At 72.7% G+C, this 16839-nt stretch carries 14 protein-coding genes; 7 read left to right on the forward strand and 7 right to left on the reverse strand.

Annotated features, from left to right (window positions below; all coding sequences use genetic code 11):
* Positions 1-4 precede the first annotated feature (4 nt).
* Positions 5-598 carry a dihydroxyacetone kinase subunit DhaL gene (gene dhaL / locus HJC40_RS10985; RefSeq protein ID WP_250000780.1) on the forward strand — a complete coding sequence of 198 codons (594 nt, stop codon included), beginning with the start codon at positions 5-7 and terminating at the stop codon, positions 596-598.
* Entirely contained in the window at positions 598-2862 is a 2265-nt protein-coding gene (ptsP, locus tag HJC40_RS10990) for a phosphoenolpyruvate--protein phosphotransferase (RefSeq protein WP_250000781.1), read from the forward strand. Before dhaL ends, ptsP begins: the two co-directional genes overlap by 1 nt.
* 28 nt (positions 2863-2890) lie before the next feature.
* Here ptsP and HJC40_RS10995 read toward each other — a convergent pair whose 3' ends face one another.
* The 5 genes from HJC40_RS10995 to HJC40_RS11015 are packed head-to-tail and all read right to left on the reverse strand — an operon-like array spanning position 2891 to position 7431.
* On the reverse strand, positions 2891-3865 hold the full coding sequence (locus tag HJC40_RS10995; protein ID WP_250001543.1) for a branched-chain amino acid ABC transporter permease: 975 nt from the start codon (positions 3863-3865) through the stop codon (positions 2891-2893).
* Positions 3866-3879: 14 nt separating this feature from the next.
* Entirely contained in the window at positions 3880-4746 is an 867-nt protein-coding gene (locus tag HJC40_RS11000; protein ID WP_250000782.1) for a branched-chain amino acid ABC transporter permease, read from the reverse strand.
* Complete coding sequence (locus HJC40_RS11005) at positions 4746-5438, reverse strand: ABC transporter ATP-binding protein (protein WP_250000783.1); 693 nt, start codon at positions 5436-5438, stop codon at positions 4746-4748. The genes HJC40_RS11000 and HJC40_RS11005 overlap by 1 nt, the downstream gene beginning before the upstream one ends.
* On the reverse strand, positions 5435-6220 hold the full coding sequence (locus HJC40_RS11010) for an ABC transporter ATP-binding protein (protein ID WP_250000784.1): 786 nt from the start codon (positions 6218-6220) through the stop codon (positions 5435-5437). The genes HJC40_RS11005 and HJC40_RS11010 overlap by 4 nt, the downstream gene beginning before the upstream one ends.
* Before the next feature lie 5 nt (positions 6221-6225).
* Positions 6226-7431, reverse strand: a complete 1206-nt coding sequence (locus tag HJC40_RS11015; protein ID WP_250000785.1) for a substrate-binding domain-containing protein — start codon at positions 7429-7431, stop codon at positions 6226-6228.
* A 152-nt stretch (positions 7432-7583) separates the two neighbouring features.
* Here HJC40_RS11015 and HJC40_RS11020 point away from each other — a divergent pair, with 152 nt between their 5' ends.
* The 5 genes from HJC40_RS11020 (at position 7584) to HJC40_RS11040 (ending at position 13784) form a co-directional block, all read left to right on the forward strand.
* A complete protein-coding gene (locus HJC40_RS11020; protein WP_250000786.1) occupies positions 7584-8351 on the forward strand; it encodes a 3-hydroxybutyrate dehydrogenase in 768 nt (255 codons plus the stop codon).
* Position 8352: 1 nt separating this feature from the next.
* The gene (locus tag HJC40_RS11025; RefSeq protein WP_250000787.1) at positions 8353-10266 is read left to right on the forward strand and encodes a helix-turn-helix domain-containing protein; all 1914 of its coding nucleotides are present in this window, start codon (positions 8353-8355) and stop codon (positions 10264-10266) included.
* Positions 10263-11144: an alpha/beta hydrolase gene (locus HJC40_RS11030; RefSeq protein ID WP_250000788.1), complete on the forward strand. Its 882-nt coding sequence runs from the start codon at positions 10263-10265 to the stop codon at positions 11142-11144. Before HJC40_RS11025 ends, HJC40_RS11030 begins: the two co-directional genes overlap by 4 nt.
* A 91-nt stretch (positions 11145-11235) precedes the next feature.
* Positions 11236-12408 carry a PHB depolymerase family esterase gene (locus HJC40_RS11035; protein ID WP_250000789.1) on the forward strand — a complete coding sequence of 391 codons (1173 nt, stop codon included), beginning with the start codon at positions 11236-11238 and terminating at the stop codon, positions 12406-12408.
* Positions 12409-12416: 8 nt separating this feature from the next.
* The gene (locus HJC40_RS11040) at positions 12417-13784 is read left to right on the forward strand and encodes an MFS transporter (protein ID WP_250000790.1); all 1368 of its coding nucleotides are present in this window, start codon (positions 12417-12419) and stop codon (positions 13782-13784) included.
* On the opposite strand, the gene HJC40_RS11045 is transcribed toward HJC40_RS11040, so the two are convergent.
* Positions 13683-14447 (reverse strand): DUF998 domain-containing protein, encoded by a 765-nt coding sequence (locus HJC40_RS11045; RefSeq protein ID WP_250000791.1) that lies wholly within the window; start codon positions 14445-14447, stop codon positions 13683-13685. The genes HJC40_RS11040 and HJC40_RS11045 overlap by 102 nt on opposite strands.
* Positions 14448-14465: 18 nt before the next feature.
* Positions 14466-16763 carry a hypothetical protein gene (locus HJC40_RS11050; RefSeq protein WP_250000792.1) on the reverse strand — a complete coding sequence of 766 codons (2298 nt, stop codon included), beginning with the start codon at positions 16761-16763 and terminating at the stop codon, positions 14466-14468.
* Positions 16764-16839: the final 76 nt, after the last annotated feature.

The following is a 16839-nucleotide window of genomic DNA, read 5'->3' on the forward strand; positions in this document are numbered from 1 at the left end:
CCCGGTGGAGACCGAAGCCCTCACCGCGTGGATCCGGGAGTTCGCCCGCCTGATCGCGCTCAACAAGGACGACCTGACCGAGCTCGACTCGGCGATCGGCGACGGCGACCACGGCGCCAACATGGACCGCGGGCTCAAGGCGGTCGTGGCCGTCCTCGACGCCGAGCCCCAGGAGACGCCGTCGGCGCTGTTCAAGAAGGTCGGCATGACGCTGATCAGCAAGGTCGGCGGGGCGAGCGGACCGCTCTACGGCACGGCGTTCCTGCGGATGGCCGCGGCCGCGGGCGACGACGTGGATCTGGCCAAGGTCCTGCGCGCCGCGCTCGACGGCGTGGTCGCGCGGGGCAAGGCCGAGCCGGGCGACAAGACGATGCTCGACGCGCTGTCGCCGGCCGTGGACGTGCTGGAGACCGGCGGATCCGTGCAAGCCGCCGCCGACGCCGCGGCGAAGGGGCGGGACGCGACCATTCCGCTGGTCGCCCGCAAGGGCCGGGCGAGCTATCTGGGCGAGCGGAGCGTGGGCCACGCCGACCCGGGCGCGACCTCGGTGACCCTGTTGCTGGTCGCGGCGGCGACGACGCTGGGCGACGACGGCTGATGGTCGGCCTGGTGGTGGTGTGCCACAGCCGCCCCCTGGCCCGGGCCGCGGTCGCCCTCGCGGCCGAGATGACGCGGGGGCGTCCGGTGGCTGTCGAGATCGCGGCCGGGCTCGACGACGAGACGTTCGGCACCGACGCGGTCGCGATCAGCGAGGCCATCGCCGCCGCCGACAGCGGCGACGGCGTCGTCGTGCTCCTGGATCTGGGCAGCGCCGTGCTGTCGGCCGAGCTGGCTCTGGAGATGGTCGACGAGCCGGGGCGCGTCGTCCTGTCGGCGGGTCCGCTGGTCGAGGGTCTGGTCGCGGCCGCGGTGGCCGCCGCTTCGGGCGCCGACCGGCACGAGGTCGCCGCCGAGGCGGGCAACGGCCTGGCCGGCAAGCAGTCCCATCTGGGCGCGCCGGTCGCGGAGCCCGACGAGGCCGGCCGGGCGCCCGACAGCACGGCCACCATCACGATCAGGAACGCGCATGGCCTGCACGCCCGTCCGGCCGCCCGCCTCGTCACCGAGGTGCGCGCCTTCGACGCCCGCGTCGAGCTCCGCAACGCCACCACCGGGTCGGCCTGGGTTCCCGCGTCCAGCCTCACCCGGGTCGCCACCCTGGGCGCGCTGAGGGGCCACGACCTCGACGTACGGGCCGAGGGCCGCGAAGCGGAGAAGGCCGTGGAGCATCTCGTCGCCTTGGCCGCACAGTCCTTCGGCGAGGCGGAAGAGCCCGACGACGTACCCGAGGGCGGCGCTGCCTCGCCCGGCGTGGGCATCGGCCCGGCGCTGCGGATCCGCGACGTTCCGATCGAGCTGCCCGACGTGCCGTCGCAGGGGCCGGCAACCGAGTGGCGCCGGCTCGAGCAGGCGATCGGGACGACGCGGCAGGAGATCGGCCGGCTCCATAGTCCCGTCTTCGACGCGCACCTGCTGCTGCTGGAGGACGACGACCTGATCACCGACGTCCGCGGCCGGATCGACCAGGACGAGACTGCGGCCCGGGCCTGGCACGGGGCGACCGCCCGCGTCGCCGCCCAGTTCGACGAGCTCGCCGACCCCTACCTGCGGGGCCGCGCCGCCGACGTGCGCGCGGTGGCCCAGCAGGTCCTGCGCGCGCTGCTCGACCTGCCCGCCCCCGCGCCCGACGGCGACGGTGTGCTCATCGCCGCCGATCTGACGCCGGCCGAGGCCGCCGCCCTCGACCCGGGCCGCATCGCCGGCGTGGTGCTGGCGTCCGGCAGCCCGACCTCGCACGCGGCCATCCTGACCCGCACCCGGGGCATCCCCGCCGTCGTCGGCGCCGGCCCGCGGGTCCTCGAGATTGCGGCCGGCACGCTGGTCGCGATGGACGGCGGCACCGGCGAGGTCGTGGCCGACCCGTCCGAGCAGGTGCTCGCCTCGTTCCGGTCCCGAGCCGATCAGCAGGGCGTACGGCGGAACGAGGCGCTCGCCCGGGCCCCGGAGACCGCGGTGACCAGCCAGGGGATCCGGATCGAGGTGGGCGCCAACGTCGGCTCGGTCGAGGACGCCCGCGCCGCCGCGGCCAACGGCGCCGACCTGGCCGGGCTGGTCCGCACCGAGTTCCTGTTCCTCGACCGGACCGAGGCGCCCGGGGTCGACGAGCAGGTCGCCGTCTATCGCCGGATCGCCGAGGCGCTCGGCGGGCGCCGCATCACGCTGCGCACGCTCGACGCCGGCAGCGACAAGCCGCTGCCCTATCTGCCCCCGCCGACCGAGGCCAACCCGTTCCTGGGCGTCCGCGGGCTGCGCCATTCGCTGGCCCATCCGGCCATGTTCGCCGAGCAGCTCCGGGCGATCGTCCGGGTGGCGCGGGAGACGCCGGTCAGCGTGATGTTCCCGATGGTGACCACGGTGGACGAGCTGCGGGCGGCCCGGGCGATGCTGGCCGAGGCGGGCGAGGCCCCGGGGCTGCGGGTGGGCATGATGGTCGAGGTGCCGGCGGCGGCGTTGCGGGCGGCCGAGTTCGTGCCCTACGTCGACTTCTTCAGCATCGGCACGAACGACCTGACCCAGTACACGCTGGCGGCCGAGCGCGGCAACGCGGCTCTGCTGTCGCTGACGACCGGCCTCGACCCGGCCGTGGCCCGGCTGATCGACGAGGTCGGCCGGGCCGCCGGCGAGCGGGTGCTGGTCGCGGTGTGCGGGGAACTGGCGGGCGACGAGGCCGTCGTGCCGAGGCTGCTGGCCGCCGGCGTCCGGGAGCTGAGTGTCGCCCCCGGACTGGTCCCGCTGGTCAAGCAAGCCGTCCGAGCCGTCTGAAAACATCCGCGCCGTTTGGGGACACCGGTCAAGCAAACCGTCCGCGCCGTTTGAGCACGCCGGTCAGGCCGCCGGGCGCGAAGTAGACGGCGAGCACGAAGAGCGTGCCGAGGATGAACAGCGGCTGGCTCAGCGGGCCGGGCAGGGCGCCGCCGACCTGGGTGAGTCGCTGGTCGAGGTAGGCGTAGACGACCCCGCCGACCACCGCGCCCCACCGGGTGCCCGCGCCGCCGAGCACCGCCATGACGATCAGCGACAGGGTCAGGTCGGCGCTGGCCAGATGGGGCGAGGCGCCGCCGACGATCAGCGCGTGCACCGCCCCGCCGAGCGCGGCCAGCGCGCCGGCCAGGACGAACGTCCCGAGCTTCAACCGGTACGCGGACAGCCCGAGCACCGACACCCGGCGCTCGTCGTCGCGCAACCCGGTCAGCACCCGGCCCAGCGGCGCCCGGTCGATGCCGTGCACGACCACGACCACGACGAGCAGGAAGGCCAGCGCCACCCAGTACAGGTTGACGGTGTTGGCCACGCCGACCAGCGAGGCGGGCAGGCCGGCGCTGTCCAGCGGCAGCCCCTCCTCGCCACCGGTGAGCCCGCCGGGGTCACGGTTGACGACGATCCAGCCGACCTGGGCGAACGCCAGCGTCACCATGGCGAAGGCGATGCCCGTCGTCCGCAGCGCGACCGCGCCCAGCAGGGCCGCGAGCACGGCCACGGCCGGCACGGTCGCCGCCACCGCGGCCCACAGTGGCCAGTGGGCGTGGCTGACCAGGATGTCCGTGCCGTACGCGCCCGCCGCGATGTAGAGGGCGTGCCCGAACGACAACAGGCCGGCCCGCCCGAACAGCAGGTCGTAGCCGAGGGCCAGCCCGCCGAAGACCAGGCAGATGGCCAGCATCTGCAGCGTGCCGGGCGAGTTCAGGGATCCCTCGAAGACGCCGGGCAGACCCACCGTCGAGTACGGCAGGAGGATCAACACCGCCAGCACGACCAGCGGCAGCATCTTGGTCAGCCGGGTCACGCGGTCACCGCCGTTCTCGCGAGGCCGGAGGGCCGCAGCAGCAGGACCAGGGCGAGCAGCGCGACCACGCTGACGTCCCCCGCCCCGGCGGCCCCGTAATAGTTGACGAACTGCTGGAGCAGGCCGACCACGACGGCGGCGACGGCCGAGCCGGTGACCGAGCCGAGACCGCCGATGACGACCACGATGAAGGCGAAGATCAGCAGGGAGGCGCCCTGACCGGGTGAGACCGAGCCGAAGTACATGCCGCCGAGCACCCCGGCCGTGCCCGCGAGCGCCCCGCCGATCGCGAAGACCAGCGTGAACGCGCGCCGCACGTCGATGCCGAGCGCGCTGACCATGTCCCGGTTCTCCACCCCGGCCCGGATGACCAGCCCGTACCGGGTCTTGTGCAGGAAGAGCAGCAGGGCGAGCAGGACAGCCACGGCCGTGCCGATCAGCAGGAAGCGGTCGTCGGGCACCTGCGCCGAGCCGATCGTGGTGACCTGGGCCGCCCAGGCCGGGCGGGGGTAGGTCCGCGGGTCGGCTCCCCACACCGACTGCAGCAGCGCCACCCCGGCCAGCGACAGACCGACGGTGACGAGGACCTGCTCGGTGGGCCGCTTGTAGAGCGGGCGGATCAGCACCACCTCGACGAGCGCGCCGGTGGCCGCGCCGGCGGCGATGCCCAGCGGTACGGCGACGGCCAGTCCCCAGCGCGGCGCGGCCCACCAGGTCGCGTACGCGCCGACGGACAGGAACAGGCCGTGCGCGAAGTTGAGCACGCCGGCCAGGCCGAAGACCAGCGACAGCCCGGACGCGATGAGGAAGTAGAGCGCGGCCAGACCGAGACCCGTGAGGGTCAGCAGGATCACTGTGGACATCACGATCTCCCGACGCCGAGCAGGGTACGGGTCCGGCCGGCGTCGCCCAGGAGGTCGCTCGCAGCCCCGGTCCAGGCCACCCGCCCGGCCTCCAGCACCACCGCGCCGGCGGCGAGCCGCCGCACGACGGCCAGGTTCTGCTCGACCAGCAGGATGGGCACCTGCTCGGCCACGCGGCCCAGCACGGCGGCGACGGCGGAGACGACCGCGGGCGCCAGCCCCTTGGTGGGTTCGTCGACCAGCAGCAGCCGGTTGCGGTTGAGCAGCACCCGGGCGATCGCGACCATCTGCTGCTGGCCACCCGACAGGGTGCCCGCGCGCTGACCGGCCCGGGCGCGCAGCTCGGGGAAGAGCTCGTGCACGGTGTCGTAGTCGGGGTCGGCGCCGCGGACGGCCAGGCGCAGGTTCTCGGCGACGGTCAGGCCGCCGAACACGCACCGGTCCTCGGGCACGTAGCCCAGGCCCGACCGCACGATTTTGTGGGTGGCCCGGCCGAGGACAGGCTCGCCGCCGAACTCGACCGCCCCGGTCGCCGGGACCTCGCCGAGGATCGCCCGCAACGTGGTCGTCTTGCCGACGCCGTTGCGGCCGAGCAGGGCGGTCACGCCGGCCGGGGGCACGTCGAAGGTGACGCCCTGCAGGATGTGCGACCCGCCCAGGCGTACGGAAAGGTCGCGGACTTCAAGGATCACAGCTCCTCCCCCAGGTAGGCCTCCTGGACGCCGGCGTCGGCCATGACCTCGGCCGGGGTGCCGCAGGCGAGCAGGGCGCCGTGGTGCAGCACGGCGACCCGGTCGGCCAGCTCGAGCACGACGTCCATGTGGTGCTCGACCATCAGCACGCTGCGGCCGTCCGCGGTGAGCGTCTTGACCACGTCGACCAGCGCGGGGACGTCCTCGGCGCTGACCCCGGCCATCGGTTCGTCGAGCAGCAGCAGCCGCGGCGACCCGGCCAGCACCAGGGCGATCTCCAGCTTGCGCTTCTCGCCGTGGGCCAGCTCCCCGGCCGGGCGGGAGGCGCGGTTGTCCAGCCCGACCTGGGCCAGGATGCGCTCGGCGGTCCCGGTGACCGCGCGGTCGGCCCGGCTGCGCCATGGCCGGGTGGCGCCGCCTTCCCGCGCCCGGACCGCCAGCTCGACGTTCTCGAGCACGGTGAGCGACCCGAAGACGGCCGAGGTCTGGAACGTCCGGCCGAGACCGCGACGGGCCCGCTGGTGCGGCTTCGCCCTGGTCACGTCGTCGCCACCGAGCACGACCCGGCCCGAGGTCGGCCGTCGCAGCCCGCTGACCAGGTTGAACAGGGAGGTCTTGCCGGCGCCGTTGGGGCCGATCAGCGCCACGAACTCGCCGGTGGCGACGTCCAGGGTCACGTCGTCGACGATCGGGACGGCGCCGACGCGCCAGGACACCCGGTCGACGAGGAGGGCGGGCGCCCGGGTCGCCGTACGTTCGCCGGTCAGGGCCGGTCCGGTCATCCCGGTCAGCCCTTCATGGCGGCGGCCGGCGGGGCGGTGTCGGTCGCCCCGACCGTGGCCACCGGGGCGGCGTCGACGGCGTCGCCGGTTCCGCTCAGCTTGGCCTGGAACATCGGCTGGAGCAGGGCGTGGTCCTCGGCCCGTACGGTCAGCGTGCCCTTGACCGACTCGAAGCTGTAGCCCTCCAACGCGGTGATCATCTTGTCCACCGAGGTGTCGGCCCCGCCCGCCTCCAGCGCGTGCACGATCATCTGGGCGGCGGCGAAGCCGTCGGGGTGGAACAGGTCGGTGCGGCCGCCCGGCACCGCCTGGGCCAGCGCCTTCTGGGCCGGGTTGTCGGTGGCGCCGTCGAAGTAGTGGGCCAGCAGGTTGAGCTTCGCGCCGCCGGCCCCGAACGCCGGCCAGGTGGCGTGGATGTCGAGCCCGGTCACCACCGTGGTCGACGACAGCACGCCCTGCTGGTCGAGGGCCTGCCACATCGCGCTGGCCGTGCTGCCGGCCCAGGCGACGAAGACGAGGTCGGGCTTGGCCGCCTTGACCTGCCCGGCGAACGGCGTGAAGTCGGTGGCGGTCGCGGGCACCGCGATGTCCGAGACGGTCACGCCGTCCTGGCCGAGCACCGCCTTGACCGCCGCGACGTTGGACTTGCCGAAGGCCGAGTCGGGTGCGAAGACCAGCACCTTGCGGCCGTCACCGAGATAGGCCTGGGCCGTCCGCACGTCCTGGAACGACTGCCGGCCGGAGCGGAACGTGTAGCGGTTGAGCCCGGTGAGGTCGTCGGCCGCGGCGGGACCCGAGACGAACAGCACCTTGTTGGTGGCGGCGAGCGGCGCGACCTGCAGCGCGACCCCGGAGGAGGTGGAACCGGCGAGCACCCGGTAGCCCTTGCCGATCAGGTCCTTGGCCGCCGACACCGCCTTGACCGGGTCGCCGGCGTCGTCGGCGTAGGTGACGGTGACGTCGCGGCCGCCGACCTTGCCGGTGCCGCCGGTGGCGTACGCGAGCCCGGCCTTGAAGCCGTCCGCGTACTGCCGGCCGTAGCTGGCCAGCGGGCCGCTCTGCGAGTACACGATGCCGACGTTCAGCGGGGACGACGCGTCGCCGCCGGTCGCCGCGTCCTGCGGGCTGCCGCATCCCGCCGCGACGACGGCCACGGCGGTCAGGAGGCCACCGGCGAGAAACGCCCGCCGGGATGTCGCCGGTCCACTCATGGGATGCCTTCCACTAGCTCGGAGTTGTGCGTTGGCTCACGTTAGGACGGCCCGGATGACGTATCCATGGGCGTCGAACCCACAGGAAGGTTCCGTACTGTGTGGCTCGCATCCATGTGCGTTCCCGGCGTCACGGCCTTAAGTTCAGCGCTATGACGACGACACAAGTGGTCGCACTCCAGCTGCACGGCCGGACCGCGCTGGTCACCGGGGCGGGCAGCGGCATCGGCCGGGCGTGCGCCACACGGCTCGCGGCGGGCGGCGCGCACGTGCTCGTGGTGGACGTCGACGAGCCGGCGGCCAAGGAGGTGGCCTCGGCCATCGGCGGCCGGGCGGTCACCGCCGACCTGGCCGACCCCGACGTGGTCGACACCCTCGAGGCGAACGTCGACATCCTGGTCAACAACGCCGGCCTGCAGTTCGTCGCGCCGCTGACCGACTTCCCGCCGGAGCGCTTCACCCACCTGCAGAAGGTGATGGTGGAGGCGCCTTTCCGGCTGGTCCGCCGGGTGCTGCCGCACATGTACGAGCGGGGCTGGGGCCGCGTCGTCAACATCTCGTCGGTGCACGGGCTGATCGCCTCGCCGTTCAAGTCGGCCTACGTGACCGCCAAGCACGGGCTGGAGGGCCTGTCCAAGGTAGTGGCCCTGGAAGGCGCCGGGCGCGGGGTCACCTCCAACTGCGTCGACCCGGCCTTCGTGCGCACGCCGCTGGTCGACAAGCAGATCGCCGACCAGGCCGCGGTGCACGGCATCAGCCCGTCCGAGGTGGTCGAGAAGATCATGCTGGAGCGGGCCGCCATCAAGCGGCTGATCGCCCCGGAGGAGGTGGCGGAGCTGGTGGCGTACCTGTGCACCCCGGCCGCCGACCTGATCACCGGCGCGTCCATCCCGCTGGACGGTGGCTGGATGGCCCACTGACATGGCATCGGCCCTGGAGTTCCTCGACCTGCTGGCCCGCGAGGCGGCGCCGGTCGAGTTCGAGCACCCGGTGCTGGCCGCCCGGGCCGCCGGCGCGCCCGCCGCCGAACTGGCCGAGCTGGAACAGGTCAAGCTGCGCGCGCTGCAGGTGCGGGCCCTGCTGGAGCGCCGGCGGCGCCGGGAGGAGGAGCTTTCCGCCCTGTACGACACGGCGGGCGACCTGGCCGGGCTGCGCGGGCTGGACGCGGTGCTGCGGGCCATCGTGCACCGGGCCCGGACCCTGATCAACGTCGACGTGTCGTATCTGACGCTGAACGATCCGGAGCGCGGCGACACCTACATGCGGATCACCGACGGCTCCGTGGCGGCCAGCTTCCAGCAGTTGCGGCTGCCCCCGGGGGCCGGGCTGGGCGGGCTGGTCGCGCTGACCGGCACCCCGTACGCGACCGCGAACTACCCCGCCGACTCGCGGTTCGAGCACACCGTGGAGATCGACAGCGGCGTCACCGACGAGGGGCTGGTGGCCATTCTCGGCGTACCGCTGCGGTTGGGTCCCAGCGTGATCGGCGTGCTGTTCGCGGCCAACCGCACCGAGCGGCCCTTCGCCCGGGAGGAGGTCGCGCTGCTGGTGTCGCTGGCGGCGCACGCGGCGGTGGCGATCGACGCGGCCCGCCTGCTGACCGAGACCCAGACGGCCCTGACCGAGCTGTCGGCGGCCAACCGGATGATCCAGGCGCACAGCGAGTCGATCGAGCGCGCGGCGGCCGCCCACGACCGGATGACCACGCTGGTGCTGCGGGGCGGTGGCGTCGACGACGTGGCCGGCGATCTGGTGGAGGTGCTCGACGGCGCGGTGCGGGTCTTCGACGCGCACGGCCGCGAGCTGGCCACGGCGAAGTCGGCCGGCGACCTGCCCTCGCTGGATGCCGAAGCGCTCGCCGAAGCGGTCGCGGCCTCACGGGGACAGGGGCGCAGCGTGCTGCGCGGCGAGCTCCACGTGGCCGCCGTCGTGGCCGGCGCCGACAACCTGGGCGCCCTGGTCTTCCACCCGTCCCGGCCGCTGGCCGACGCCGACCAGCGCACCCTCGAACGGGCGGCCCAGATCACCGCCCTGCTGCTGCTCTTCCGCCAGACGGTGGCCGAGGCCGAGGGCCAGGTCCGCGGGGAGCTGCTCGACGATCTGATCAGCCGCCCGGTCCGCGACCCCGACGCCGTCCGGTCGCGGGCCCGGCGCATCGGCGTCGACCTGGACGCCCCGCACGTCGTGGTGGTCGCCGACGACGCCCGGACCGGCCCGCGGCAGCAGGTCACGTCGTGGGCCCGCGGTTTCGCGGCCGCGCACGGAGGCCTGGCGATGACGCGGGACGGGCGGATCACGTTGCTGGTGCCCGGGACCGAACCGGGCCGGGCCGCGCGGCTCGTGTCCAAGGAGGCCGGTCGGGTCCTCGGCCGCCCGGTGACCGCCGGAGCGGCCGGCCCGGCCACCAGCCCGGCCGAGGTCGCGCCGGCCCACCGCGAGGCCGACCGGTGCGTACGGGCCCTGGCCGCCCTCGGCCGCGCCGGCGCCGGGGCCGGGGTGGGAGAGCTGGGCTACGTCGGCCTGCTCCTGGCCCAGCGGCACGACGTCGGCGGGTTCCTGCGGGAGGTGCTGGGCCCGGTCCTCGACTACGACGAGAGGCGCGGCACCGCGCTGGTGCAGACCCTCGACGCCTACTTCGCGGCGGCCGGCAGCCCCGCCCGGGCCGCGGAGACCCTGCACGTCCACGTCAACACGGTCAGCCAGCGACTCGACCGCATCGGCCAGCTGCTCGGCGGCGACTGGCACGACCCGGACCGGTCGCTCGACCTCCGGCTCGCCCTGCGGTTGCACCGGCTGCGCGACTGCGTCGGACCGACCACGGAGGAGCCCGGATGAACGATCCGCAGGAGTTCGATGTCGCCGTCGAGGGCGGCGATCTGCGCGTGTGCGCCTGGCCCGGCACCGGTCCGGTGGTGCTGGCCGCGCACGGCATCACGGCCAACGCGTTCGCCTTCGCCCGCCTCGCCCGGGAGCTCGGCGGGCGGGTGCGGCTGGTGGCGCCCGACCTGCGGGGGCGGGCCCGCAGCAACGCCCTGCCCGGCCCGTACGGGATGGCGGCGCACGCGGCCGACCTGATCGCCGTGGCCGACCACCTCGGCGTGGAGCGGGTGACCCTGGCCGGGCACTCGATGGGCGGTTTCGTGGTGGCGTCGACCGCCGCGGCCCACCCCGGCCGGGTCTCGGGCGTGCTGCTGATCGACGGCGGTGTCGCGCTGCCCACGCCGCCGACCCTCGATGTCGACGCGGTGCTGCGGGCGGTCATCGGCCCCGCGATGCAGCGGCTCGGCATGACGTTCGAGAGCCGGGAGGCGTACGTCGGTTTCTTCCGGGCCCACCCGGCGTTCGCGGAGAACTGGAGCGCGGACGTCGAGGCGTACGCGATCCGGGATTTCCAGGACGGCCGCTCGTCGTGCTCGCTGGAGGCGGTCCGCGCCGACGCGACCGACACGCTGATCGAGAAGGCCACAGTGGATGCCGTGCGTCATCTGCCCGGACCGGCCCGGCTCCTGTGGGCCGATCGCGGGCTGATGAACGAGAAGCAGGGGCTCTACGACCCGGGGCGCATCGCGACGGCCGGGCTCGACCCCGCGCGGATCGCCGTCGAGCACGTGCCCGGCGTGAACCACTACACGATCCTCTTCGACGACGACGCGGTCGCCCGGGTGGCCGGCCGGATCCTCGAGATGGCCGCCGCGCACACAGGCCCTCTCTAGGCTGTGGCCCCCGCGGCCATGGGAAACCTCCTGGTCCCCGGCATATCGTCACCTGACGATATGCTCTGGGTCACAGCAAGGGAGGTCGGTCATGCGGGTCCGGTTGTGGGCAGTGGTCGCGGCGCTCGCCGCTTTGATGATCGGACTGGCGGTGGCGCCGGCTCGAGGCGCCGCCACCCTGACGCAGGTGACCGGGTTCGGCAGCAACCCCGGGGCGCTGCGGATGTTCAGCTACGTCCCGACCGGTCTGCCCGCGGGCCGGCCGGTCGTGGTGGCGCTGCACGGCTGCACCCAGAACGCGGCCGGCTACTACGCGGGCTCCGGCTGGGGCAAGTACGCCGACCTCTACCAGGCGGCGCTCGTCGTCCCCGAACAGACGTCGGCCAACAACGCGCTGAGCTGCTTCAACTGGTTCACCGCGGGAGACATCGCCCGCGGGCAGGGCGAGGCGCTGTCGATCCGGCAGATGGTCGCGTACGCGGTGGCGACCTACGGCTCGGACCCGGCGCGCGTCTACGTCACCGGGCTGTCGGCCGGCGGGGCGATGACCGCGGTGATGCTGGCGACCTATCCGGACGTGTTCGCCGCGGGCGCGGTCGTCGCGGGGCTGCCGTACAACTGCGGCACGATCTGCCAGTACCAGGCCCAGCCGAAGACCCCGGCCCAGTGGGGTGACCTCGTCCGCGCCGCCTACCCGGGCTACAGCGGGCCGCGGCCCCGCGTGGCGATCTGGCACGGCACCGCGGACAGCACCGTCGTGCCGGCGAACGCCACCGAACTGCGCGACCAGTGGACGAACGTGCACGGGCTCGGCCAGACGCCGACGGCCACGACCACCCTGCCCGGCGGGACCGTTCAGGAGAGCTATGGGCAGGCCGTGCAACTCAACCGGGTGCCCGGGCTGGGCCACGGAACGCCGGTCAACCCGGGTGGCGCGGAGGATCAGTGCGGCGCCACCGGCGCGTACTTCCTGGCCTCGATCTGCTCGTCCTACCACATCGCCCGCTTCTGGGGACTGACCGGAAACGGCGGCCCGACCCCGCCACCGACGACCCCGCCCACCACCACCCCGCCGACTACGCCGCCGGCCGGGCCGTGTGTCACCGCCAGCAACTACGCCCACACCGTCGCGGGCCGGGCCCACCAGTCGGGCGGCTACACGTACGCGAACGGCTCCAACCAGGCCATGGGCCTGTGGAACACCGCGATCACGCGCGGGCTGCGCAGCACCGGCGCGAACTACTACGTGCTCTGCCAGGCTTGAGGAGACCCGTGAAAAAGCCCCTGATCAAGGTCGTCTTCGCCTCGCTGATCGGCACCGCCGTCGAGTGGTACGACTTCTTCCTGTACGGGTCGGCGGCCGCGCTGGTGTTCGGCAAGTTGTTCTTCCCCGACTCCGAGCCGGCCACCGCCACCCTGCTGGCCTTCGGCACGTACGCCCTGGGGTTCGTCGCCCGGCCCCTCGGCGGCATCGTCTTCGGCCACTTCGGCGACCGCGTCGGCCGCAAGAAGATGCTGGTCGTCTCGCTGATGATGATGGGGCTGGCGACGATCGCCATCGGGCTGCTCCCCACCTACGCCACCATCGGCGTGGCGGCGCCCATCCTGCTGCTGGTCTGCCGGCTGTTCCAGGGCTTCGCAGTCGGCGGCGAGTGGGGCGGCGCGGTGCTGATGGCGGCCGAGCACGGCGACGACAACCGGCGCGGGCTGTGGTCGTCGTGGCCGCAGGCCGGGGTGGCGCTGGGCAACCTGCTGGCCACCGCGGTGCTGTGGGTGCTGGCCGCGGTGCAGTCCGAGGCGGCCTTCAACGCCTGGGGCTGGCGCGTCCCGTTCCTGCTCAGCGCCGTCCTGGTGCTGGTCGGGCTGTGGGTGCGACTGTCCGTCGAGGAGTCGCCGCTGTTCCTGGCCGCGCGCTCCGCGATGCCGGCGCGGCACCAGCCGCTGCTGGAGGTCGTGCGCCGCTACCCCCGCGAGGTGGTGCTGGCGATGGGCATGCGGCTGGCCGAGAACATCGCCTACTACCTGTTCACCGTCATCTCGATCACCTACCTCACGACCTTCGCCGGGTCGTCGTCGGACCGCGGCCTGATCCTGGGCGCCCTGCTCATCGGCTCGGTCGTGCAGTTCGTCGTCATCCCGCTCATCGGGGCGCTGTCCGACCGGGTCGGGCGCCGCCCGCTCTACCTGGTGGGCGCGGTCGGCGTCGCGATCTGGTCGTTCGTCTTCTTCGACCTGGTCGGCAGCCGCTCCGAGGGTTTGATCATCTTGGCGGTCGTCGTCGGCCTGGTGCTCCACGCGCTCATGTACGCGCCCCAGGCCGCCTTCTTCTCCGAGCTCTTCGGTACGTCGGTGAGGTACACGGGCGCGTCGGTCGGCTACCAGCTGGCCTCGATCTTCGCCGGCGCGCTGGCCCCGATCATCGCCATCCGCCTGCTCGGCGACACCGGGTCGCCGAACACGACGGCAGTCGCCATCTACATGACCGTGGCCTCGGTGCTCACCGTCGCGTCGGTGCTGGCCGCCCGCGAGACGGCCCGTTCATCCCTGCGCCACGACCGGGTCCTTCCCAGAACGCCGGATCCGGGCACGCACCGCCCAGCCGGCGATGAGAAGGAGAGTCAGCACCTCGGCCAGCCCTAGGAGACGCTCGACCCCACCCAGCGGGATGGCCCGCCACCAGCGGACACCCGTCCACGGCTCGGCCAGCACCGCCCACAGGATCGGCGTGAAGCACAGCAGCGAGACCACCCCACCGACCCCCACCCAGCGGGCCGCGGCGTCGCCCCCCGAGCGCGCCGCGGCCCCACCCCTCGGGCCCGCCCCGGCGCCACCCCTCGGGCCCGCCCCGGCGCCGCGCGCTGGGCCGGCCCCGGCGTCGCGTATCGCGCGGGCCGCGGCCAGCAGGGCGGCCACCGGCAGGCTGAGGAAGGCGACGACGCTGGCCACCCGGTGGATGTCCCCGCTCATCGAGGGACCCATCGACCAGTTGTGCTTCTCGAACCACACGACCCCGACAAGCCCGGCGACCCAGAGCGCCAACGCCACCGCCGCCCCGCCACGCACGACCCCCGCCCGCGACGCCGCCAGCAGAACCCCCACCGAGCCCGCCGCGAGCAGCAACGTGGCCGCGTCGAACCACCAGCCGTTCTCCAGCAGCGCGTACTGGCTGATCGTGCGCCGGCTCCAGTCCAGCTCCGACGAGGGCCCGACGAAGTGCAACGCCGCATAGAAACCCAGCGACCCCAGCACACAGGCCACACCCAGCCCGGCGAACACGGTCACGGCCCGAGATCGACTCTCCACCCATCCAGCCTGCCACCGTCAGCTGTGCTCTTCCTGCTCTTCCTCCTCGGGCGCGGGCTGGACCGGCGTGCGGTGGCCGTTGCCGGCGACGACCTCGGTCAAGCTCCGCCGCGGAGGCGTCACCGTGCGCCGGGTCGCGGGCTCCGGTGGAAGCGGCTCGAACTGACGGGCCCCGGCCTCGCCCAGCACCGCCGCGCACGCGGTCACCGCCTTCCTGACCAGACGACGCATCTCGGCGGGATGACGACCGAGGCCGGCGCGGGCGACGGCCAGGGCTTCCGCGGCGGTCCGCACCGCCGCGGAACTCCACTGCTCGGGAGTTCTCCGCTGCCCGAAAAGCGCTGCGGTCAGGGCGGCGATGCGGGCGTACGGGTCGAGGGCGGCGGCCAGCATCTGTGCTTCCGAGGTGCGGTCGGAGAAGACCGGCAACCGGGCGTCCCGCAACGCCGCAGCCAGAACGTCGGTGAGCTCACCGGTTTGATCGTCGAGCAACTCCTGGAAAGCCAGCACGTCCTCAAGTTCGGCGTCGAGGCCCTCGACCTGCAGACGCTGGACCGCGGCCTCGAGAACCTCGGCCAGATCGCCGGCCAGCACCTTGCCCACCACTTGGCCGATGGGGAGATCGCGGCCGTGGTCGCGGCGGACTTCCACGCAATGACGGGCGGATCGGATCAGGTCACGGGCGTTACCACCGGACCAGGCATAGGAGAACAGCACCGCGGTCAAGGTGACGTCGCTATCGCGATGGGCGATGAGATCACCGGCCTCCTTGAAGGTCAGCGCGGGCATGCGGATCACGGCGTCGAACGACGAGTCGAAGACATCGCGTACCGGTACGCCGCGCGCGGCGAAGCTCAGTAGGGCATCGCTGGAAACTGAGACCAGAAAGTGAGCACCCGGTATGTGGAAGAGGTCCTTCACACTGTTGATCGTCTTGACGGCGTCGGCGGCGTCAGCGACCTTGTCGAGCTCGTCGACGCAGATCAGCACGGAGATCCCCTCCGGGCTCAACAACACAAGGTCGCTGATGAACAACCGGAGGGCTCGGATCGCGTCCAGGTCACCACGGTCGCGTTCCATGCGGGTGAGCTTGTTCTGGCCCTCGAAGCCCAGCGTGTCAATCTTGAACGACGTCTTCGAGGCGCTCTCCGCCGTGGTCACCCAGCGCAGCCAAGCCAGCTGCTGGGTGGCTAACCCACCGACGGTGGTGGGCGAGGCGGCCAGCAAGGCCCGGCCCTGGAAGACCCGCCACGCCTTGACGGCCAGGAAGGTGGCGATGACCGTCATCCCGAGCAACGCTGCCAACCCGATGTAGCTGATCTGAAATCGGGCGAGCTGCGCATCGGAACCGGCCCGGTAATCGTCGATAGTGCGCATGTCCTCCCGGTCACCGAGCCACACGAACAGGAGCACGATGGCGACAAGCAGGAGTGCGAGCCACCTCGCTATGGGAAGCAGGACCTTCCGGGCGGCGGGGAGCGCACGCTGCCGCCAACTCCAACGGGCACCAACCCTCCGCTCGTTCTCGCGAGCCCACCGATAGGCCTCCTCCGCAAGCTCCCCATGCAGAAGCCGCACGAGTTCGCCGGCGCCGTGGTGCACGGGAACGGGGACACGAATGCCGATACAGGGAAACGCGGGGTCGAAACGGAGCTGCTGCATCAGCGTGGACTTGCCGGATCCACGAGCCCCGGCGATGCCGACGGCCGAGGTGTCGTGGGAGGCGACGAAGTCCAGCACCTTGGCATAGCCGGTGAACGACACCGCCTCTTGGAGATCCTTCTCGACCAACGCCGGCGCGACGGCGGCCGAGAAATCGTCCGACCACCGTTTCGAGTCGGCAGTTGCCTCCGTCTTCGCGAAAGTGATGGCCGCGATCAGCTGAACGCGGACCTTCTCCCGTAGCCGGGCGATCGCGAGTTGCTTTGTCTTCCGCTCACGCCACTTGGCCCACGCCAGTGCGATCGAGATGAGAGTGGCGAGCGCGAGAAGGGGCACGCTGGTCTGGAGATCCCGGTCCTGATCCGACAGCGATTCGGGATTGAAAAAGATGATGAGCGCATAGGTCGGCGTCGCGAAACCGAAACTCAGCAGGAAACCGACTCGCGAGTCCCATGCCGACGGAAGTCTCCGAACCGCTCTGATGTCTTCGGTAAGGGGTGCCAACAATTCGTCCGGACTGTTGAGCACCTCTTTCAGGATGCCCGCGGCCAGTCTGGCGTCGTCGGCGAGGACCGGGTCGTCGCGGACGATCCCGCGGGCCTGTTGCTCGAGAAGGGCCACAGAAGTGACCTTCACCTCGTCTTTCCGCGTCATCCGGCGACCTCTCATGAGAGCGGGTGCCGGAGCAGTGTCGGCTGTGGAGGCCGCCGGAACAATAGGGTCATCCGGC

Origin of the sequence: Actinoplanes sp. M2I2, assembly GCF_023544445.1 — a bacterium.
GTDB lineage: Bacteria > Actinomycetota > Actinomycetes > Mycobacteriales > Micromonosporaceae > Actinoplanes.